Source organism: Streptomyces sp. NPDC101166, assembly GCF_044768125.1.
Lineage (GTDB): Bacteria > Actinomycetota > Actinomycetes > Streptomycetales > Streptomycetaceae > Streptomyces.
Genome location: NZ_JBIWPF010000020.1, coordinates 1 through 17,514, shown reverse-complemented (window position 1 = coordinate 17,514; position 17,514 = coordinate 1). Strand labels below are relative to the sequence as shown.

The 17,514-nt window shown below is 70.1% G+C and carries 23 protein-coding genes, 1 tRNA gene and 1 riboswitch; of the genes, 16 read left to right on the top strand and 8 right to left on the bottom strand.

From position 1 onward, the window contains the following. Positions 1-25: 25 nt before the first annotated feature. Positions 26-367, top strand: coding sequence for a hypothetical protein (locus tag ACIRS4_RS29315; protein ID WP_404201717.1), 342 nt, complete (start codon positions 26-28; stop codon positions 365-367). Between the two features lie 10 nt (positions 368-377). Here the strand turns inward: ACIRS4_RS29315 and ACIRS4_RS29310 are convergent, their stop codons facing one another. After that, entirely contained in the window at positions 378-965 is a 588-nt protein-coding gene (locus ACIRS4_RS29310; RefSeq protein ID WP_404201715.1) for an isochorismatase family protein, read from the bottom strand. 124 nt (positions 966-1,089) lie between these two features. Next, positions 1,090-2,436 carry a nicotinate phosphoribosyltransferase gene (locus ACIRS4_RS29305; RefSeq protein ID WP_404201713.1) on the bottom strand — a complete coding sequence of 449 codons (1,347 nt, stop codon included), beginning with the start codon at positions 2,434-2,436 and terminating at the stop codon, positions 1,090-1,092. Between the two features lie 56 nt (positions 2,437-2,492). Between ACIRS4_RS29305 and clpS the strand changes: the two genes are divergently transcribed. From clpS to ACIRS4_RS29270, 7 genes are all read left to right on the top strand, one after another. Next, entirely contained in the window at positions 2,493-2,810 is a 318-nt protein-coding gene (clpS, locus tag ACIRS4_RS29300) for an ATP-dependent Clp protease adapter ClpS (RefSeq protein WP_058925046.1), read from the top strand. A gap of 11 nt (positions 2,811-2,821) precedes the next feature. Beyond that, positions 2,822-3,424 (top strand): DUF2017 domain-containing protein, encoded by a 603-nt coding sequence (locus ACIRS4_RS29295; RefSeq protein WP_404201711.1) that lies wholly within the window; start codon positions 2,822-2,824, stop codon positions 3,422-3,424. A gap of 362 nt (positions 3,425-3,786) precedes the next feature. Then, entirely contained in the window at positions 3,787-5,217 is a 1,431-nt protein-coding gene (locus ACIRS4_RS29290) for an amino acid permease (protein ID WP_404201709.1), read from the top strand. Between the two features lie 134 nt (positions 5,218-5,351). Beyond that, positions 5,352-5,774, top strand: a complete 423-nt coding sequence (locus ACIRS4_RS29285) for a Mov34/MPN/PAD-1 family protein (protein ID WP_404201864.1) — start codon at positions 5,352-5,354, stop codon at positions 5,772-5,774. A gap of 118 nt (positions 5,775-5,892) precedes the next feature. After that, entirely contained in the window at positions 5,893-5,988 is a 96-nt protein-coding gene (locus ACIRS4_RS29280; protein ID WP_347400473.1) for a putative leader peptide, read from the top strand. A gap of 111 nt (positions 5,989-6,099) precedes the next feature. Beyond that, positions 6,100-6,378: a MoaD/ThiS family protein gene (locus tag ACIRS4_RS29275; RefSeq protein WP_358798185.1), complete on the top strand. Its 279-nt coding sequence runs from the start codon at positions 6,100-6,102 to the stop codon at positions 6,376-6,378. A 16-nt stretch (positions 6,379-6,394) separates the two neighbouring features. Further along, on the top strand, positions 6,395-7,345 hold the full coding sequence (locus ACIRS4_RS29270) for a PLP-dependent cysteine synthase family protein (protein ID WP_404201706.1): 951 nt from the start codon (positions 6,395-6,397) through the stop codon (positions 7,343-7,345). A gap of 33 nt (positions 7,346-7,378) precedes the next feature. Here the strand turns inward: ACIRS4_RS29270 and ACIRS4_RS29265 are convergent, their stop codons facing one another. Beyond that, the gene (locus ACIRS4_RS29265; protein ID WP_404201704.1) at positions 7,379-7,837 is read right to left on the bottom strand and encodes a type II toxin-antitoxin system PemK/MazF family toxin; all 459 of its coding nucleotides are present in this window, start codon (positions 7,835-7,837) and stop codon (positions 7,379-7,381) included. A 305-nt stretch (positions 7,838-8,142) separates the two neighbouring features. Here ACIRS4_RS29265 and ACIRS4_RS29260 point away from each other — a divergent pair, with 305 nt between their 5' ends. Then, positions 8,143-8,895 carry an MBL fold metallo-hydrolase gene (locus tag ACIRS4_RS29260; RefSeq protein ID WP_351098849.1) on the top strand — a complete coding sequence of 251 codons (753 nt, stop codon included), beginning with the start codon at positions 8,143-8,145 and terminating at the stop codon, positions 8,893-8,895. 81 nt (positions 8,896-8,976) lie between these two features. Here ACIRS4_RS29260 and ACIRS4_RS29255 read toward each other — a convergent pair whose 3' ends face one another. Continuing rightward, positions 8,977-10,242, bottom strand: a complete 1,266-nt coding sequence (locus tag ACIRS4_RS29255; protein WP_404201702.1) for a PTS transporter subunit EIIC — start codon at positions 10,240-10,242, stop codon at positions 8,977-8,979. Between the two features lie 282 nt (positions 10,243-10,524). Continuing rightward, on the bottom strand, positions 10,525-11,838 hold the full coding sequence (locus ACIRS4_RS29250; protein ID WP_404201700.1) for a PTS transporter subunit EIIC: 1,314 nt from the start codon (positions 11,836-11,838) through the stop codon (positions 10,525-10,527). Positions 11,839-12,001: 163 nt separating this feature from the next. On the opposite strand from ACIRS4_RS29250, the gene ACIRS4_RS29245 reads away from it, so the two are divergent. The 4 genes from ACIRS4_RS29245 to rdgB all read left to right on the top strand — a co-directional run bounded on the left by ACIRS4_RS29245 (position 12,002) and on the right by rdgB (position 14,294). Continuing rightward, positions 12,002-12,235 (top strand): PTS glucose/sucrose transporter subunit IIB, encoded by a 234-nt coding sequence (locus ACIRS4_RS29245; protein WP_366010034.1) that lies wholly within the window; start codon positions 12,002-12,004, stop codon positions 12,233-12,235. 83 nt (positions 12,236-12,318) lie between these two features. Continuing rightward, the gene (rph, locus tag ACIRS4_RS29240) at positions 12,319-13,056 is read left to right on the top strand and encodes a ribonuclease PH (RefSeq protein ID WP_404201697.1); all 738 of its coding nucleotides are present in this window, start codon (positions 12,319-12,321) and stop codon (positions 13,054-13,056) included. A gap of 172 nt (positions 13,057-13,228) precedes the next feature. After that, entirely contained in the window at positions 13,229-13,633 is a 405-nt protein-coding gene (locus ACIRS4_RS29235) for a hypothetical protein (RefSeq protein ID WP_404201695.1), read from the top strand. A gap of 58 nt (positions 13,634-13,691) precedes the next feature. Beyond that, the gene (gene rdgB, locus ACIRS4_RS29230) at positions 13,692-14,294 is read left to right on the top strand and encodes an RdgB/HAM1 family non-canonical purine NTP pyrophosphatase (protein WP_404201693.1); all 603 of its coding nucleotides are present in this window, start codon (positions 13,692-13,694) and stop codon (positions 14,292-14,294) included. Between the two features lie 46 nt (positions 14,295-14,340). Here rdgB and ACIRS4_RS29225 read toward each other — a convergent pair. From ACIRS4_RS29225 to bcp, 3 genes are all read right to left on the bottom strand, one after another. Next, a tRNA-Leu gene (locus ACIRS4_RS29225) sits at positions 14,341-14,425 on the bottom strand. Next, positions 14,416-15,468: an HNH endonuclease signature motif containing protein gene (locus ACIRS4_RS29220; protein ID WP_404201691.1), complete on the bottom strand. Its 1,053-nt coding sequence runs from the start codon at positions 15,466-15,468 to the stop codon at positions 14,416-14,418. The genes ACIRS4_RS29225 and ACIRS4_RS29220 overlap by 10 nt, the downstream gene beginning before the upstream one ends. 167 nt (positions 15,469-15,635) lie before the next feature. After that, positions 15,636-16,103, bottom strand: a complete 468-nt coding sequence (bcp, locus tag ACIRS4_RS29215) for a thioredoxin-dependent thiol peroxidase (RefSeq protein ID WP_404201689.1) — start codon at positions 16,101-16,103, stop codon at positions 15,636-15,638. 100 nt (positions 16,104-16,203) lie between these two features. Here bcp and ACIRS4_RS29210 point away from each other — a divergent pair, with 100 nt between their 5' ends. The 3 genes from ACIRS4_RS29210 to sugE all read left to right on the top strand — a co-directional run bounded on the left by ACIRS4_RS29210 (position 16,204) and on the right by sugE (position 17,420). Beyond that, complete coding sequence (locus ACIRS4_RS29210; RefSeq protein WP_130436569.1) at positions 16,204-16,533, top strand: DUF3618 domain-containing protein; 330 nt, start codon at positions 16,204-16,206, stop codon at positions 16,531-16,533. 98 nt (positions 16,534-16,631) lie between these two features. Further along, positions 16,632-16,934, top strand: coding sequence for a co-chaperone GroES (locus ACIRS4_RS29205; protein WP_207228680.1), 303 nt, complete (start codon positions 16,632-16,634; stop codon positions 16,932-16,934). Positions 16,935-16,982: 48 nt separating this feature from the next. Continuing rightward, positions 16,983-17,061: riboswitch (guanidine-III (ykkC-III) riboswitch) on the top strand. Between the two features lie 38 nt (positions 17,062-17,099). Next, on the top strand, positions 17,100-17,420 hold the full coding sequence (gene sugE, locus ACIRS4_RS29200) for a quaternary ammonium compound efflux SMR transporter SugE (protein ID WP_404201687.1): 321 nt from the start codon (positions 17,100-17,102) through the stop codon (positions 17,418-17,420). Positions 17,421-17,514: the final 94 nt, after the last annotated feature.

The window sequence follows — 17,514 nt, the reverse complement described above, 5'->3', positions numbered from 1 at the left end:
GCGATACGTACGGGGGTGTGACCGCATGGCCGCAGGAGGGTTCTGCAAACTGCCGAACGGCAGCGTGGTGGTGGCGCTGAACCTGCCCAGCCCCACCGCCCAGGCCGCCGCCGGCGTGCGCGTCCTCGTCCTCGCCCAGAACCGCGCCCGCGCCCTGACCAGGCTGCGCAACCTGGGCCTGCGCGCCGTCTACCTGCGGGGCAACGCGGCCCCGCCGACCCCGGACGAGATCACCGCCGTGCTGCACCACCCCGACGGCCTCGTCTGGCGCACGGCCCCCGACCACACCGTCCACGCGGTGGCGGGCGTCCCCGAGCTGTGGCGTCCGATCAGGTCCCTGCTGAAGCGGCCGGCGGCGCAGCCGTGAGCCGGGCGGGCTACTGCACCACCGGCTTGCCGGTCAGCTCCACGCCCGCCGCCCGCAGCTCCTCGATCGCCCGTTCGGTGGTCTCCTGGGCCACCCCGGCGGTCAGCTCCAGCAGCACCTGGGTGCGGAAACCCTCGCGCGCCGCGTCCAGCGCGGTGGCCTTCACGCAGTGGTCGGCGGCGATCCCGACGACGTCCACCTCGTCGATCTCCCGCGCCCGCAGCCAGTCGCCCAGCGTCACGCCGTTCTCGTCGGTCCCCTCGAAACCGCTGTACGCGGCCGAGTAGGCGCCTTTGTCGAAGACGGCGTCGATGGAGCCCGAGGCGACCGCCGGGGCGAAGTTCGGGTGGAAGCCCACGCCCTCGGTGCCCGCGACGCAGTGCGCCGGCCATGAGTCGACGTAGTCGGGGTTGTCGGCGAAGTGGCCGCCGGGCGCGATGTGGTGGTCCCGGGTGGCCACGACGTGCCGGTACCCGGCGGGGGCCTGCCCGATCAGCTCGGTGATCGCGGCGGCCACGTCGGCGCCGCCGGCCACCGCGAGGCTGCCCCCTTCGCAGAAGTCGTTCTGCACGTCGACGACGATCAAGGCGCGGCGCATGATGGGTGTCCTTCGACTGTCGGTGAAGTCCCGAGCCTAGAGACTTCGGCGGCGGTAGGGGAGGGGGCGCGGACGCCCCGGTGCGGGAGACGGCGGGCCGGTCCCGCACGGGCCGTCCCGCCGTTTAGCTACCCGAGGGCCCTTGGACGTACTCCGTCGCGAGCACGGGTTCCCCGCGCGAGAGCTGGGCCGCGGAGAGCGGGAGCCGGGAGCGGACGGCCGCGTGGCGGTCGCGGACGGCGTCCAGCGGCTCGCGGCCGACGACCTCGCCGCCCTTGACCAGCTCCACCAGCAGCTGCCGGTCCGCGAGCTCCGCGGGCACGGCGCCGGTGCCGACGACCTCCGCCTCCGCCACCCCGTGGGCGTCCAGGCGTCGCGCGGCCCACTTGCGGCCGCCGATCGAGGTCTTGCCGCCGGTGGACTTCTTCGCCACCGGCACCAGCGGCGCCCCGGGGTCGTCGGACTCGGCGCGGGCGACCAGCTTGTAGACCATCGAGGCCGTGGGGTGCCCGGACCCGGTCACCAGCTGGGTGCCGACGCCGTACGCGTCCACGGGGGCCGCCGCCAGCGAGGCGATGGCGTACTCGTCCAGGTCCGAGGTCACGACGATCTTGGTGTGCGTGGCGCCCAGCTCGTCCAGCTGCTGGCGCACCCGGTGCGCGACGAGCAGCAGGTCGCCGGAGTCGATGCGCACGGCGCCCAGCTCGGGCCCGGCGACCTCCACCGCGGTGCGGACGGCCTCGGTGACGTCGTAGGTGTCCACCAGGAGCGTGGTGCCCCGGCCCAGGGTGTCCACCTGGGCCTGGAAGGCGTCGCGCTCGGTGTCGTGCAGCAGGGTGAAGGCGTGGGCGCTGGTGCCCACGGTGGGGATGCCGTAGCGGAAGCCGGCGGCGAGGTCGGAGGTGGTGGCGAAGCCGCCGACGTAGGCGGCGCGGGAGGCGGCGACGGCGGCCAGCTCGTGGGTGCGGCGGGCGCCCATCTCGATCAGCGGGCGGCCCCCGGCGGCCGAGGCCATCCGGGAGGCGGCGGCCGCGATCGCGGAGTCGTGGTTGAGGATGGAAAGGATCACGGTCTCCAGCAGCACGCATTCGGCGAAGGTGCCCTCGACCCGCATGATCGGCGAGCCCGGGAAGTACACCTCCCCCTCGGGGTAGCCCCAGACGTCACCCGAGAAGCGGTACGAGCCGAGCCATTCCAGGGTCGCCTCGTCGACGATCCTCCGCTCCCGCAGGAAGCCGAGGAGGCCCGGATCGAAACGGAAGTTCTCGACGGCGTCCAGGACCCGCCCGGTGCCGGCGACCACGCCGTAGCGCCGTCCTTCCGGAAGTCGCCGGGTGAAGACCTCGAACACGCTGCGCCGCCCGGCGGTGCCCGCCTTGAGCGCGGCCTGCAGCATCGTCAACTCGTACTGGTCCGTGAAGAGCGCCGTCGAGGGAACATCCACCGGCAGCCCAAGGTCCGCTGTGTTCATGAGGCGCATCGTACCCCCTTTTCGTCGGTGTGACGATTTCAGCGGGGCGTGGCAGCATGGGGCCTGTGACGTCACCCGCGCCCGTAGAGATCGAACGCACCGAGTCGGCGGAGGAGGTCTTCGCCGTCCCCGAGCCGGACGTCCCCTGGGTCACGATCGTCCACAACGACCCGGTCAACCTGATGAGCTACGTGACGTACGTCTTCCAGACGTACTTCGGCTACTCCAAGGACAAGGCCACCAAGCTCATGCTCGACGTCCACCACAAGGGCCGGGCGGTCGTCTCCAGCGGCACTCGCGAGGAGATGGAACGCGACGTGCAGGCGATGCACGGCTACGGTCTGTGGGCCACCCTCCAGCAGGACCGGAAGTAGTCACCTCACTGATGCCAGGACACTTCGAACCGCTCCCCGGCGGCGGCGCGGCCGTCGCCCTCGACGACGTCGAGATCTCCATCATCCGGTCGCTGGCCGTGCAGCTCCTGGAGCTGATCGGCCCCGGCCCCGCGGAGGACGCCCCGGACGACCCGCTCGCCGAGCTGTTCGCGGAGGGGCCGAGCGAGCCCCCCGCCGACCCGGTGCTCAGGCGGCTCTTCCCCGACGCCTACACCGACCCCGAGGCCACCCCCGGGCCGCGCGAGGCGGAGGAGCAGCGGGCCCACTCCTCCGAGTTCCGCCGCTACACCGAGAACGACCTGAGGGCCGGCAAGCGGGAGAACGCCCTGGCCGTGGTGCGCTCGCTGGACGAGCTGACGGTCGGGAGCGAGGGCGGCGCGGTGCTCGAACTGTCGCCCGCCGCGTCCCGGCAGTGGCTCGGCGCGCTCAACGACCTGCGCCTCGCGATCGGCTCCCGGCTGGACATCGCCGACGAGGACGACACCGATCTGCTGTACCGGCTGCCGGACGACGATCCCCGTAAGCCGATGGTGATGGCGTATCTGTGGCTGGGCGGGCTCCAGGAGACGCTCGTCTCCACGTTCATGCTCTGAGCGTGTGATGGTTTCGCCGCGTATGTGGCGATTCCGTGTTCGCTCAGCGGACGCTCAAATCCGGATAACGATCGCGTCACCGGCGTGGCCGACTGTGTCCCTTTTGTGCCCTGTTTGACCGCTTCTTCTTGTGCGATGTGCCACAGCCGCCTCGGGTGATCACTGTTACGGCCGTGATAAATCTTCACGACCGCCCGGCGAACACCACCCTTATGTTCCGCCGGGTGCGCCACCGAGCCGGTTGATCGCCGGCCAGGCACGGGCGGGCCCGCGAAGCCCGCTCAGCTCCATCATCCGGGGGGATCGAAACCCGATCCGAGGCCGACGAGAGGCCCGGTCGGCATGGAGAAAGGCGCACATACATGACCTCCGCACAGGTCGGCACGGACAAGGCTCCGCAGGGGGCCGAAGAGGGGTACGAGCGCGGCCTCGGCAGCCGCCAGGTCCAGATGATCGCCATCGGCGGCGCCATCGGCGTCGGCCTGTTCCTGGGAGCCGGGGCGAACATCGCCAAGGCCGGTCCCAGTCTCATCTTCATGTACGCCCTCGCCGGCGTGATCATCTTCTTCATCATGCGGGCGCTCGGCGAGCTCCTGCTCTACCGCCCCGTCTCGGGCTCCTTCGCCGAGTACTCCCGTGAGTTCCTCGGCCCGTTCTTCGGCTACTTCACCGGCTGGACGTACTGGCTGATGTGGGTCGTCACCGGCATGGCCGAGCTCACGGCGGCCGCGATCTACGTCAACTACTGGTTCCCGCAGATCCCGCAATGGGTGACCGCCCTGGTCTTCCTGGTGGTCCTCTTCGGGGTCAACCTGATCTCCGTGAAGCTCTTCGGCGAGCTGGAGTTCTGGTTCTCGATGGTCAAGGTCACCGCCCTCATCGGCATGATCGTCATCGGCCTCGGCGTCCTGACCTTCGGCTTCAGCTCCGCCGGCGACACCGCCGCCGTCTCCAACCTGTGGGCCTTCGACGGCTTCTTCCCCAAGGGCATCGGCTCGTCCCTCATGACCCTGCAGGGCGTCATGTTCGCCTACCTCGCCGTCGAGCTGGTCGGCGTCACCGCCGGCGAGTCGGAGGACCCGGAGAAGACCCTCCCCAAGGCGATCAACACCCTGCCGTGGCGTATCGCGCTGTTCTACGTCGGCGCGCTCACCGTCATCCTGTGCGTGGTGAAGTGGACCGAGTTCGCGCCCGGCGTCAGCCCGTTCGTGGCCGCCTTCGCCAAGATCGGCATTCCGGCCGGCGCGGGCATCGTCAACTTCGTGGTGCTCACCGCCGCCCTGTCCTCCTGCAACTCGGGCATGTACTCCACCGGCCGCATGCTGCGCAACCTGGCCGAGAGCGGCGAGGCCCCCAGGGCCTTCAAGAAGCTGTCCTCGACCAAGACCCCGGCCTTCGGCATCACCGTCTCCGTCCTCTTCATGGGCATCGGCGTGGTCCTGAACTACGTGGTCCCGGAGAAGGCCTTCGGCTACGTCACCTCCGTCGCCACCGCGGCCGGCATCTGGACCTGGCTGATGATCCTGATCAGTCACGTCCTGTACCGCCGCGCCGTCGACGCGGGCCGCCTGCCCGCCTCGTCCTTCCCGGCGCCGGGCGGCGCGAAGTGCTCCTACGTCGCCATCGCCTTCCTCCTCTTCGTCACCGGCCTGATCGCCTACGACGCCGACTCCCGCGTCTGCCTCTACGTGATGGCCGGCTGGGCCGTCGCCCTCGGTATCGGCTGGGCCGTGCTGAAGTCGCGCAACCCGCAGATCGCCGACCGCGAGCCGCAGCCGGAGAAGGTGGGCTGACCACCGCACAGGACGCCCGGCCCCAGGGAACACTCGTGGCGCTCCCTGCGGCCGCCGCTCAGGGCGTCCACCATGTGGGCCTCCTCGTACCGCACCTCGGTACGAGGAGGCCCCTTGTGTCTATCCTGGCGACCATGCTGACCCTCACCCAGGACCTCGTCGACAAGATCGTCGCGCACGCGCGCAAGGACCACCCCGACGAGGCGTGCGGCGTCGTCGCGGGACCGGCCGGATCCGACCGCCCCGAGCGGTTCGTCCCGATGCTCAACGCGGCCATGTCCCCCACGTTCTACGAGTTCGACTCCGGGGACCTGCTCAAGCTCTACCGCGAGATGGACGACCGCGACGAGGAGCCGGTGATCGTCTACCACTCCCACACCGCGACCGAGGCCTACCCCTCCCGCACCGACATCTCCTACGCGGGCGAACCCGGCGCGCACTACGTCCTCGTCTCCACCGCCGACACCGACGGCGCGGGCGAGTTCCAGTTCCGCTCCTTCCGCATCGTCGAGGGCCAGGTGACCGAGGAAGAGGTCCGGATCGTCGAGGCGTACTGACCGGCGCGACCCCGCCCACCGGCCGAAAGACGCAGGCGGTCTCACCCACCGACCCGATTCGGTCCACGATGTGGGATCACCCTCCGGGGGACGGGTCGGGAATCGATACGATGAGCCCATGGTTGTGAACGACGTGAGCGACAGGACGCCCGGAGCGCTGCTCGTGGCGCGGCTGCACGTCGACCTGTGCAGGCTCGCCAGCGCCATCTGTTGACGCACGCCCTGCCGCCGTACGGCCCGTGAGCCCGCGGCGCGCCGCATCACCCTGCCCGACCCGCGCTGCCGTGCGCCCACCGATCCGACCACTTCCGACAGGAGCCGCATCATGGCCATCGAGGTCCGCATCCCCACCATCCTCCGCCAGTACACCGACGGTCAGAAGGCGGTGGAGGGCAGCGGCGACACCCTCGCCGACCTGTTCACCGACCTCGAGAGCCGGCACTCGGGCATCCAGGCCCGCATCGTGGACGACGGCCAGCTGCGCCGCTTCGTCAACGTGTACCTCAACGACGAGGACGTCCGTTTCGTCGACGGCATCAACACCAAGCTCGCCGACGGCGACACCGTGACGATCCTGCCGGCCGTGGCCGGCGGCATGGCCTGACGGGCATCCGGCGCCCATGCGTTACGACTCCCCGCTGGCCGCGGTGGGCAACACCCCTCTGGTGCGCCTGCCGCGGCTGTCGCCGTCCGCCGACGTCCGCATCTGGGCGAAGCTGGAGGACAGGAACCCCACCGGCTCGGTCAAGGACCGCCCCGCCCTGCACATGATCGAACAGGCGGAGAAGGACGGCCGCCTCACCCCCGGCTGCACCATCCTGGAGCCGACCAGCGGCAACACCGGCATCTCCCTCGCCATGGCGGCCAAGCTCAAGGGGTACCGCATCGTCTGCGTGATGCCCGAGAACACCTCGCAGGAACGCCGCGACCTGCTCGCCATGTGGGGCGCGGAGATCATCTCCTCCCCGGCCGCGGGCGGCTCCAACACCGCCGTACGCGTCGCCAAGGAGCTCTCCGCCGAGCACCCCGACTGGGTGATGCTCTACCAGTACGGCAACCCCGACAACGCGGGCGCCCACTACGCCACCACCGGCCCGGAGATCCTCGCCGACCTCCCCTCCGTCACCCACTTCGTCGCGGGCCTGGGCACCACGGGGACGCTCATGGGCGTCGGCCGCTACCTGCGCGAGCACAAGCCCGACGTCCGGATCGTCGCCGCCGAGCCACGCTACGACGACCTGGTCTACGGCCTGCGCAACCTCGACGAGGGCTTCGTACCCGAGCTGTACGACGCCTCCGTCCTGACCACCCGGTTCTCCGTCGGCTCCGCCGACGCGGTCACCCGCACCCGCGAACTGCTCCAGCAGGAAGGCATCTTCGCCGGCGTCTCCACCGGCGCCGCGCTGCACGCCGCGATCGGCGTCGGCATGAAGGCGCTGAAGGCCGGCGAGAGCGCGGACATCGTGTTCGTGGTGGCCGACGGCGGCTGGAAGTACCTCTCCACCGGCGTCTACACCGCCGCGACTACGGAAGAAGCCATCGAGACGCTCCAGGGCCAACTCTGGGCGTGAGCCGCACGATGCGGATACCGAGCCATGCGTCTGCTAACGCGTCAGATGACGGACCTGGTCCCACAGGGCCGGGTCCACCACGCCGACGCGTCGCCTGAAGTCCGCGACCCGGACCTGACGCAGCTCGTCCGTCTCCAGGAAGCTCGGCCGGCCCTGGGCGTCCCCCACCGCGCCCGGCGGCAGCGGGATCACCCCGGGCCGCTCGTCGCGGTACCTGCTGGTGATCTTCGCTACGGTCACCCGGTCCCCGCGCACCACCAGCACCAGACACGGCCGGTCCTTCGCACCCGGCCCGTCCTCGAAGGGCACGTTCGCCCACCAGATCTCCGCCGGCCGCGGCCGCCCCGCCTTGCCGCGCCCCCGCGTCGGCCGCCCCGGAGGCCGGGTCCGCCGCCCCGCGGGCCGCCGCCCGCGCCCCCAGCCGTCGACGAGCGTGGCGACGAGCGCCAGCAGTACCACCGCCGCGAGCGCCAGCCACCAGGACGTGTCCATGGGCACGACGTTACCGGGGCGCGCACGCAGCCGCGCCTCCTGGGCCCATGCGCCGTGCCCGTCCGGGTCGGGCGCTCATAGCGCAAGGAGCCCGTCCCGCGCGTCTCACGCGCCCGGCGTCCAGCCATACCGGTGACAGCACAGGTGAGTTCGCCCACAACGGCCCCTGGCGGAGGAGCTACCGAGGGTTTCGCGCCTTACGCTCGACGGACCGCACAACCCCTGTCGCCACCCCGTCACGCCCCTTTTCGTCCCCGGTCCTTCCCCGTATCCCTCGGATCCCCGCCAGCGGAGGTTTCTGCTTTATGAAGCTCACCGTCGTCGGCTGCTCAGGGTCGTTCCCGTCCGCGGAATCGGCCTGCTCGAGCTACCTCGTCGAGGCCGACGGCTTCCGGCTGCTCCTCGACATGGGCAACGGCGCCCTGGGCGAGCTGCAGCGCCACTGCGGTCTCTACGACCTCGACGCGATCTTCCTGAGCCATCTGCACGCCGACCACTGCATCGACATGTGCGCGTACTTCGTGGCGCGCTACTACCGCCACGACGGCGGACGCTGCGACCCCCTCCCCGTCTACGGCCCGGAGGGCACCGAGCACCGCCTCACCACGGCCTACGCCGACACCCCCTCCGCCTCCTCCATGAGCGAGGTGTTCGACTTCCACACGGTCAAGCCGTCCACCTTCGACATCGGCCCCTTCACGGTGCACACCGAACGCGTGGCCCACCCGGTGGAGGCCTACGGCATCCGCGTCGAACACGGCGGCAAGGCGCTGACCTACTCCGGCGACACCGGAGTCAGCCCGGCGCTCGACGAACTGGCCCGCGACGCCGACCTGTTCCTGTGCGAGGCCGCCTTCACGCACGGCAAGGAAAGCATCCCGGACCTGCACCTCAACGGCCGCGAGGCGGGAGAGACGGCGACCCGGGCGGGCGCCCGCCGCCTGGTCCTCACCCACATCCCCCCGTGGACCGACCCCGAGGCCAACCTCGCCGACGCCCGCGAGACCTTCACCGGCCCGGTGGAACTGGCGGTGCCCAGAGTGTCGTACGAGATCTGACACCGGCCCGGCCCACGCGAGGTCCGTCACACGGGACGGGCGCGCGAGCCGGGCCGGGCCGGGCCGGAGCCGGAAAGCCTCCTACTTGGCTTCCGCCTTCTGAATCTCCGCCAGCTCCTCGTCGGACTCACGGCCCGGAGTGGGCAGGTTGAACTTGACGATCGCGAAGCGGAAGACCCCGTAGTAGACCGCCCCGAAGCACAGGCCCACCAGCATCAGACCCCACGGGTTCGTCGCGATGCCCAGGTTCAGGAAGAAGTCCACCGCGCCGGCCGAGAAGCCGAAGCCGTCCTTCATGCCCAGCGCCCAGGTCAGCGCGAGCGAGACACCGGTGAGCACCGCGTGGATGGCGTACAGGACGGGCGCGATGAACATGAACGTGAACTCGATCGGCTCGGTCACACCCGTGACGAACGACGTCAGCGCGATCGAGAACATCATGCCGCCGACCACCTTGCGGCGCTCCGGACGGGCACAGTGCCAGATGGCGAGGCAGGCCGCCGGAAGGCCGAACATCATGATCGGGAAGAAGCCCGTCATGAACTGGCCCGCCGTCGGGTCGCCGGCCAGGAACCGTCCGATGTCACCGCTCTTGCCCTCGTACTCGCCCGCCTGGAACCACGGGAACGAGTTCAGCAGGTGGTGCATGCCGATCGGGATCAGCGCGCGGTTGGCGACACCGAAGACACCGGCGCCCACGGCGCCCGAACCGACCAGCCACTCGCCGAAGTTGTGCAGACCGGTGCCCAGCACGGGCCATATGTAGCCGAAGACGATGCCGATGACCAGGCCCGCGAACGCCGACAGGATCGGCACCAGCCGGCGGCCGCCGAAGAAGCCCGCCCAGTCCGGCAGCTTCGTGCGGTGGAACCGCTGGTAGAGCAGCGCGACCACGAGGCCCATCACCACACCGCCGAGCACCTTCGCGTCGACCGGCGCGTCCACCATGACGACCTTGCCGTCGACGGCCTGTGCCACCTTCGGCAGGTTCTTGTCGGTGAACGTGCCGAGCACGTTCTTGAAGACCAGGTAGCCGACGACCGCGGCGAGCGCCGTGGAGCCGTCCGACTTCTTGGCGAAGCCGATCGCGATGCCGACGGCGAACAGCAGCGCCATGTTGTCGAGGATCGCGTTGCCGCCCGCCGCCATGAACCCCGCGATCTTCGTGAGGAAGGTGGGGAACGACGAGCGCCCGAGCATGTCGTCGTTGCCCAGGCGCACCAGGAGGGCGGCGGCGGGCAGCACGGCCACCGGCAGCATCAGGCTGCGCCCGATGCGCTGGAGCACGGCCATCACACCGGCGCCCTTCTTCTTCTCAGCCGCGGGAGCGGCGCTGGCCGTGGTCACATTCTCCTCCTGAGACCCCCGGACGCAGGCCGGGAGGGCAAGGCGCCGTCCGGGACAAGGGGAAGGGACGGCAGCGTCTCTGGTCTAAACCACTGGGTGGTGTAGACCTGTTGTAGCACGATGAAGGCGGGATAAGGAACCGCCGGAACCATCACAGAACCGCTACGCCCGACGCCCGCCGCGACCCGCCCCGCCGAGGCCGGCGAAGCACCCCGCCGGGCACACCGAAAGGCCCCCGGACCGGTGGTCCGGGGGCACGGTGGGACGGGCCTCGCTCGCCCCTCAGGCCTTGGTGGCGTCCTCCCGCTCCTCCTCCGCCTCACGCCCCGGAGTCTTCAGGTCGAACCTCGTGATCGCGAACCGGAAGACGACGTAGTACACGGCCGCGAAGCACAGACCGATCGGGACGATCGCCCACGGCTTCGTCGCCAGGTTCCAGTTGATGACGTAGTCGATGAGACCCGCCGAGAAACTGAACCCGTCGTGCACCCCCAGCCCCCAGGTCACCGCCATCGACACACCCGTCAGCACCGCGTGCAGCGCGTACAGCAGCGGCGCCACGAACAGGAACGAGTACTCGATCGGCTCCGTGATCCCCGTGACGAAAGACGTCAGCGCCACCGACAGCATCAGCCCGCCGACCTCCTTGCGCCGCTCCGGACGCGCGGTGTGCGTGATCGCCAGAGCCGCCGCCGGCAGCGCGAACATCATGATCGGGAAGAACCCCGAGGTGAACTGCCCCGCGTCCGGATCACCCGCCAGGAACATGTTGATGTCACCGTGCACCACCGTCCCGTCCGGCTTGGTGTAACTGCCGAACTGGAACCAGATGGGCACGTTCAGGAACTGGTGCAGCCCGATCACCAGCAGCGCCCGGTTCGCCACACCGAAGATGCCCGCGCCCCAGGCGTCCAGACCGTCCAGCCAGTCGCTGAAACTCTCCAGCCCGCTGCCGATCGGCGGCCACACCCACAGACACAGCGCCGCGAACGCGATCGCCACGAACGCCATGATGATCGGCACCAGCCGCCGCCCGTTGAAGAAGCCCAGCCAGTCCACCAGCCGCGTCCGATGGAACCGCTGCCAGAAATAGGCGGCCGTCAGACCCATCACGATGCCGCCGAACACCCCCGGGTTCTGATAGGTGAACGCCGTCACCGTCCCGTCCAGCGTCGCCTGGCAGCCGATGCCCGGCACCGCCTTCGACCCCCCGGGGCAGTCCTGAGGGAACTGCCGCAGCACGTTGTAGTAGACGAGGAAACCCACCACCGCCGCGAGCGCCGTCGAACCGTCGGCCTTCCTCGCCATCCCGATCGCCACGCCCACGCAGAACAGCAGCGGCAGCCCCAACTGCCCGTCGAGCAGCGCCCCGCCCGCCCCCACCATCACCCTGGAGACGTTCGTCCAGCCCAGCCCCTCGTCCCCGAACACATCCGGCTGGCCCAGCCGGTTGAGGATGCCGGCGGCCGGCAGCACCGCGATCGGGAGCTGGAGGCTGCGACCCATCTTCTGCAGCCCCTGGAACAGACCGTTCCAGCGAGCGCGCGCGGGACTCACCTGCCCCCGCGCGGCACTTCCGGCACTCTCGGCACTCATGGTTTGGCGACCGCCTGTCAGGTGGTGTAGACCAGCTACCGACGATTACGTCACTGTGCCGCCATCCTTCGGCATCCACGACGCGATCGCTCGCGAAGTTGGGCCAACTGTGGGTTACTGCGACAAAACGGTTCGCACACCAGGGAATTCAGGGAGACCGAACATGGCCAGCAAGGCTGAGAAGATCGTCGCCGGGCTCGGCGGCATCGACAACATCGAGGAGATCGAAGGCTGCATCACGCGCCTGCGCACCGAGGTCTCCGACCCCTCGCTGGTCGACGACGCCGCCCTGAAGGCCGCCGGCGCCCACGGCGTCGTCAAGATGGGCACCGCCATCCAGGTCGTCATCGGCACCGACGCCGACCCCATCGCGGCCGAGATCGAAGACATGATGTGAACCCCGCCGACCACCGCTGACGGGCCCCTCCCATCCCCGGGAGGGGCCCGTCGCGCTCCGCTCCTCCCGCTAGGCTCGACGGCATGTCTCGAATCGACGGCCGCACGCCCGATCAGCTCCGCCCAGTCACCATCGAACGCGGCTGGAGCAAGCACGCCGAGGGCTCCGTCCTCATCTCCTTCGGCGACACCAAAGTCTTCTGCACCGCCTCCGTCACCGAAGGCGTCCCCCGCTGGCGCAAGGGAAGCGGCGAAGGCTGGGTCACCGCCGAATACTCCATGCTGCCCCGCGCCACCAACACCCGCGGCGACCGCGAGTCCGTCCGCGGCAAGATCGGCGGCCGCACCCACGAGATCAGCCGCCTCATCGGCCGCTCCCTGCGCGCCGTGATCGACTACAAGGCACTCGGCGAGAACACCGTCGTCCTCGACTGCGACGTCCTCCAGGCCGACGGCGGCACCCGCACCGCGGCCATCACCGGCGCGTACGTCGCCCTCGCCGACGCGATCACCTGGGCCCAGGGCAAGAAGCTCATCAAAGCCGGCCGCCAGCCCCTCACCGGCACCGTCTCCGCCGTCTCCGTCGGCATCGTCGGCGCGATCCCCCTCCTCGACCTCTGCTACGAGGAAGACGTCCGCGCCGAGACCGACATGAACGTCGTCTGCACCGGCGACGGCCGCTTCGTCGAGGTCCAGGGCACCGCAGAAGCCGAGCCGTTCGCCCGCGACGAGCTCAACTCCCTCCTGGACCTCGCCGTTTCGGGATGCAAGGAACTCGCCGCCCTCCAGCGCACGGCACTCGACGCCGTCCTCGAACGGTAGGGCCGAAAGCACAGAGGCGCACGAAGCAGGACTGGCCGGGACGGGCGGCCGGGACGGGCAACCAGGCCGCCCGCGCTCGCGTCTAAGGGGTACGGGCGCACGGCTCACCGCCGCACGCCCGGCCAGTCAGCGCACGGGGCCCTCGGGGCTGTGCAAGGGGAGGACCAACACCATGGCCGAGAGCCGACGCCGACGTCGCCGTATCGCCGCAACCGCCGCAGCCGCAGCGGTGTTCGCACTCACGGCCGCGCTCACCACCGGCTGCGACGCCGTCAACAAGGCGCTGGACTGCGTCCAGACCGCCGACGCCATCGCCGACAGCGTCACCGAGCTCCAGCAGGCCGTGCAGAACGCCTCCGACGACCCCACCCAACTCGAGGAGTCCCTCGACTCCATCGACAAGAACCTCACCAAGATCGGCGACACCACCGACGACGCCGACGTCGACAAGGCGGTGGACGACCTGACCACCGCCGTCAGGAACGTCCGCACCACCGTCAAGAACGGCGACGCGACCCCCGACCTCAGCCCCGTCACCGACGCGGCGGGCGAACTGACGAAGGTCTGCACGCCGTAGCGACGGACGGAGCCGGCCGCCGCCGCGCACGCCGGGCGGCCCCGCGATACTGGGGGCCATGACCCGCCTGATCCTCGCCACCCGCAACGCCGGAAAGATCACCGAACTCAGGTCGATCCTCGCCGACGCAGGACTGCCCCACGACCTCGTCGGCGCGGAGGCCTACCCCGACGTCCCCGACGTCAAGGAGACCGGCGTCACCTTCGCCGAGAACGCCCTCCTCAAGGCCCACGCCCTCGCCCGCGCCACCGGCCTGCCCGCCGTCGCCGACGACTCCGGCCTCTGCGTCGACGTCCTGGGCGGCGCCCCCGGCATCCTCTCGGCCCGCTGGTCCGGCCGCCACGGCGACGACAAGGCCAACCTGGACCTCCTGCTGGCCCAGCTCTCCGACATCGCCGAGGAACACCGCGGCGCCCACTTCGCCTGCGCGGCGGCCCTGGCCCTGCCGGACGGCACGGAACGCGTGGTGGAAGGCCGGTTGAGGGGCACCCTGCGCCACACCCCCACCGGCACGAACGGCTTCGGCTACGACCCGATCCTCGTCCCCGAGGGCGAGACCCGCACCTGCGCGGAACTGTCCCCGGAGCAGAAGAACGCGATCAGCCACCGAGGAAAGGCCTTCCGCGCCCTGGTACCGGCGGTACGGGAACTGCTGGGCTGAGCGGGCACGAGTAAGGGGCCGCCTGGTCGGGCGGCCCCTTTGCAGGTGCGGCCGGTGGGACTCGAACCCACACGGGTGTGAACCCACTGGTACCTAAAACCAGCATGACTGCCAAATTCCATCACGGCCGCTCAAAAACGGTCATCACGCTCGACCGACGGCACTCAGTGTACGGGGCCGCCGTGTCGTCCGGCGAGGGCGCACCAGCTTTCCGGCGACACCACGTGTCCGTCAGCGCATGGCAGTTGGGACAGAGATAACGCAGGTTCGCACGGCGATTGTCTCGCCAGTTCCCATTGACGTGGTCGATCTGCAAAGTGATCGGGCGTCCTCGCCATTCTCCGGTGTTGCCGCACTCCGCACATGCGTACGGCACCCCGATCTCGGTCAGAGCCTGGTGAAGGCGGGTCCTGTTCGTCCGCCCGGCCTGCTCCGGCAGCACGACCAGCACTCGATGCGCGACCGGTGCGGGAGCCGGGCGTTCCGGCTGCGCCCATGACCTGCGCCTGAAGTGGCTGGTGTCGAGTTCGAGGCGTGAAGCGGCGCGCCTTACGCGGCGGTGATTGGTGTCGTCGACCTCCATGCCGAGACCGCGCATGACGTCCGCATAACTGGTGGCTTTCGCTACCAGGGTGCGCAGCTCGTCTTCGGGGACGGCCGTCCGCCGGTGGGAAAAGTGGCTGACGTCGATGCGGTGGGCGGCCAGCATGCGGCCCAGCGCCGCCCGGGAGCGGCTGTCGTCGGGAACGCCCAGTGCGCGCGCTGCGTCACGCACGCTGCTGGCTTCCGCCGCGGCCACCCGCAGCTCTTCCGGTGTGAAAGGCAGGTCCGTTCCGAGGCGATCAATACCAGGGAAATGGCTGATGTCGATTCCCGCGGCGGCGATGCGGCGTCGGATGTGGGAGAGGGTTCCCGTTGCGGGGACGGCGCCCAGCTTCAGAACCACTTCCCGAAGAGACGACGACGAGGCGGCAGCTTCTGCGATGGCGGCATCGGGATATTTGCGCCAGGGGCTGCGCTTGACGAAGTGGCTCGTGTCGAGTCCGAGACCGGCAACCTTCTCCTGCAGTACCCGCCGCCGGCCGCCACTCGGTGCGAGACCGAGCCGCCGCATCAAGTCCGCCCAGCTGCGAGCTTCGGCAACCTCTGACGCGAGCCGTTCCCGGCTGTACACGTCCGATCGTTGCGACGCATTCCCTGCCTTCACGGAATCCCCTCCGTCCCCGACCACCCGTTCGTGGTCTCGTACGGAGTAACGAACCGTTTATCGGACGGTCACGCGGGACGGGTGAGGCCCGCGCCGGGGGCGGAGCGGGCCTCGGGGTCGGGTGGGTCGGCTGCTCAGATGCCCAGGTCTTTGATGATCTTGGCGACGTGGCCTGTGGCGCGGACGTTGTACAGGGCCCGTTCCACCTTGCCCTCCTCGTCCACCACGATCGTGGAGCGGATGACGCCCAGATACGTCTTGCCGTAGTTCTTCTTCTCGCCGTAGGCGCCGTACGCGTCGAGGACCTTCTTCTCGGGGTCGGCCAGCAGCGTGACCCGCAGGGATTCCTTGTCGCGGAACTTGCCCAGCTTCTCGGGGCTGTCCGGGGAGACCCCGATGACGTCGTACCCCGCGCCGGCCAGCACGTCGAGGTTGTCGGTGAAGTCGCAGGCCTGCTTGGTGCAGCCGGGGGTCAGCGCGGCCGGGTAGAAGTAGACGATGACCTTGCGGCCCTTGCGGTCCGACAGGGACACCGCGTTGCCGTCGGCGTCGGGGAGGGTGAAGGCGGGGGCCACGTCCCCGGGCTGGAGTCGCTCGCTCATCGGACCAGCGTAACCGGGGGTCCTGACGGTGCGGTCGTGGACGGAGCTGACAGACTGTCCACACCAAGTACGAACGTCGGCTCACTTCGGAGGCCCCACCGTGGCGGACACGTCGGACACCAGAACCCCGGCGCAGATCGAGGCGGACATCAGGCGCCGCCGTGAAACCCTGGCCGAGACGCTCGACGAGATCGGGGTGCGGGTGCACCCCAAGACGATCGTCGGGGACGCCAAGGCCAAGGTCGTCGCCAACGTCGACCACACGCTCGGAAGGGCCTATGTGCAGGTCAACCGGGCTGTGAGCGATGTGCGGGCGCAGTTGGTGGACGAGGAGGGCGCCCCGCGGCTGGAGCGGGTCGTGCCCCTCGCCCTGGTCGTGGTCGGCGTGGTGGGGCTGCTGGCCCTGAGCACCCGGCGTCGCAAGGGCTGACCCGACGGCGTCCCCGTCCGGCCGAGGCAGGTAGGTTCGAAGGCGTGAGCGGTAACAGAAGCGAGCACAGCACCCAGCACGACAAGCTCCCCATCCGGATGCTGCACGACCGTGTCCTCGTCCGGCAGGACGCCGGCGAGGGCGAGCGCCGATCCGGCGGCGGGATCCTGATCCCGGCGACGGCGGCGGTGGGCCGTCGGCTGGCGTGGGCCGAGGTCGTCGCGGTGGGGCAGAACGTACGGACCGTGGAGCCGGGCGACCGGGTCCTGTTCGACCCGGAGGACCGGGCCGAGGTGGAGGTGCGGGGCATCGCGTACTCGCTGATGCGTGAGCGCGACCTGCACGCGGTGGCCGCGGACCGCTTCGAGGGCTCGGAGGACTCCACGGGCCTGTATCTCTGAGACGGATCCCGACGGACGGAGGGGGCCGGTGACCTTGGTCACCGGCCCCCTCCCGTCCGTTTGCTAGCGTGGACGACGCCCGACGAGACGCGCCGTACCGGGATGACGCAGGCAAAGACGACGCACCCCCGTATCCGTCGACGTCGTCTCCCGGAGGTGCTCACCGTGGCGTGGGTCCTGCTCGTTCTCGCCGGTCTGCTCGAAGTCGCCTGGGCGGTCGGCATGAAGTACACCGACGGCTTCACCCGTCTCGTCCCCAGCCTGTTCACCGGCGCCGGCATCGTTGCCAGCATGCTGCTGCTGTCGTACGCCACCCGCTCGCTGCCCATCGGCACCGCCTACGGCGTGTGGGTGGGGATCGGTGCGGCCGGTGCGGCGGTGCTCGGCATGGTGGTGCTGGGTGAACCGGCGACCGCCGCCCGGATCTTCTTCGTGTGCCTGCTGCTCGTCGCCGTGGTGGGGCTCAAGGCGACTTCGGGCCACTAGGGCGTGTTTCGAAAGTCCCTCCCCCACTGCCCTAAGGGCGTGGGAGGTGCCCCCAGGCTCGCGACGCCTGGCACGCGCGCTCGCCGCGTTGTCG

Bases quoted from the DNA above. Each gene is read 5' to 3' on its own strand.
- ACIRS4_RS29205 (WP_207228680.1), top strand. From the start codon at position 16,632: ATGCTGCACGACCGTGTCCTCGTCCGGCAGGACGCCGGCGAGGGCGAG.
- ACIRS4_RS29275 (WP_358798185.1), top strand. From the start codon at position 6,100: ATGGCCATCGAGGTCCGCATCCCCACCATCCTCCGCCAGTACACCGAC.
- ACIRS4_RS29260 (WP_351098849.1), top strand. From the start codon at position 8,143: ATGAAGCTCACCGTCGTCGGCTGCTCAGGGTCGTTCCCGTCCGCGGAA.
- ACIRS4_RS29245 (WP_366010034.1), top strand. From the start codon at position 12,002: ATGGCCAGCAAGGCTGAGAAGATCGTCGCCGGGCTCGGCGGCATCGAC.
- ACIRS4_RS29280 (WP_347400473.1), top strand. From the start codon at position 5,893: ATGGTTGTGAACGACGTGAGCGACAGGACGCCCGGAGCGCTGCTCGTG.
- clpS (WP_058925046.1), top strand. From the start codon at position 2,493: ATGGGGCCTGTGACGTCACCCGCGCCCGTAGAGATCGAACGCACCGAG.
- ACIRS4_RS29310 (WP_404201715.1), bottom strand. From the start codon at position 965: ATGCGCCGCGCCTTGATCGTCGTCGACGTGCAGAACGACTTCTGCGAA.
- ACIRS4_RS29315 (WP_404201717.1), top strand. From the start codon at position 26: ATGGCCGCAGGAGGGTTCTGCAAACTGCCGAACGGCAGCGTGGTGGTG.
- ACIRS4_RS29235 (WP_404201695.1), top strand. From the start codon at position 13,229: ATGGCCGAGAGCCGACGCCGACGTCGCCGTATCGCCGCAACCGCCGCA.
- ACIRS4_RS29305 (WP_404201713.1), bottom strand. From the start codon at position 2,436: ATGAACACAGCGGACCTTGGGCTGCCGGTGGATGTTCCCTCGACGGCG.
- ACIRS4_RS29295 (WP_404201711.1), top strand. From the start codon at position 2,822: ATGCCAGGACACTTCGAACCGCTCCCCGGCGGCGGCGCGGCCGTCGCC.
- ACIRS4_RS29285 (WP_404201864.1), top strand. From the start codon at position 5,352: ATGCTGACCCTCACCCAGGACCTCGTCGACAAGATCGTCGCGCACGCG.
- ACIRS4_RS29290 (WP_404201709.1), top strand. From the start codon at position 3,787: ATGACCTCCGCACAGGTCGGCACGGACAAGGCTCCGCAGGGGGCCGAA.
- rph (WP_404201697.1), top strand. From the start codon at position 12,319: ATGTCTCGAATCGACGGCCGCACGCCCGATCAGCTCCGCCCAGTCACC.
- bcp (WP_404201689.1), bottom strand. From the start codon at position 16,103: ATGAGCGAGCGACTCCAGCCCGGGGACGTGGCCCCCGCCTTCACCCTC.
- ACIRS4_RS29265 (WP_404201704.1), bottom strand. From the start codon at position 7,837: ATGGACACGTCCTGGTGGCTGGCGCTCGCGGCGGTGGTACTGCTGGCG.
- rdgB (WP_404201693.1), top strand. From the start codon at position 13,692: ATGACCCGCCTGATCCTCGCCACCCGCAACGCCGGAAAGATCACCGAA.
- ACIRS4_RS29270 (WP_404201706.1), top strand. From the start codon at position 6,395: ATGCGTTACGACTCCCCGCTGGCCGCGGTGGGCAACACCCCTCTGGTG.
- ACIRS4_RS29250 (WP_404201700.1), bottom strand. From the start codon at position 11,838: ATGAGTGCCGAGAGTGCCGGAAGTGCCGCGCGGGGGCAGGTGAGTCCC.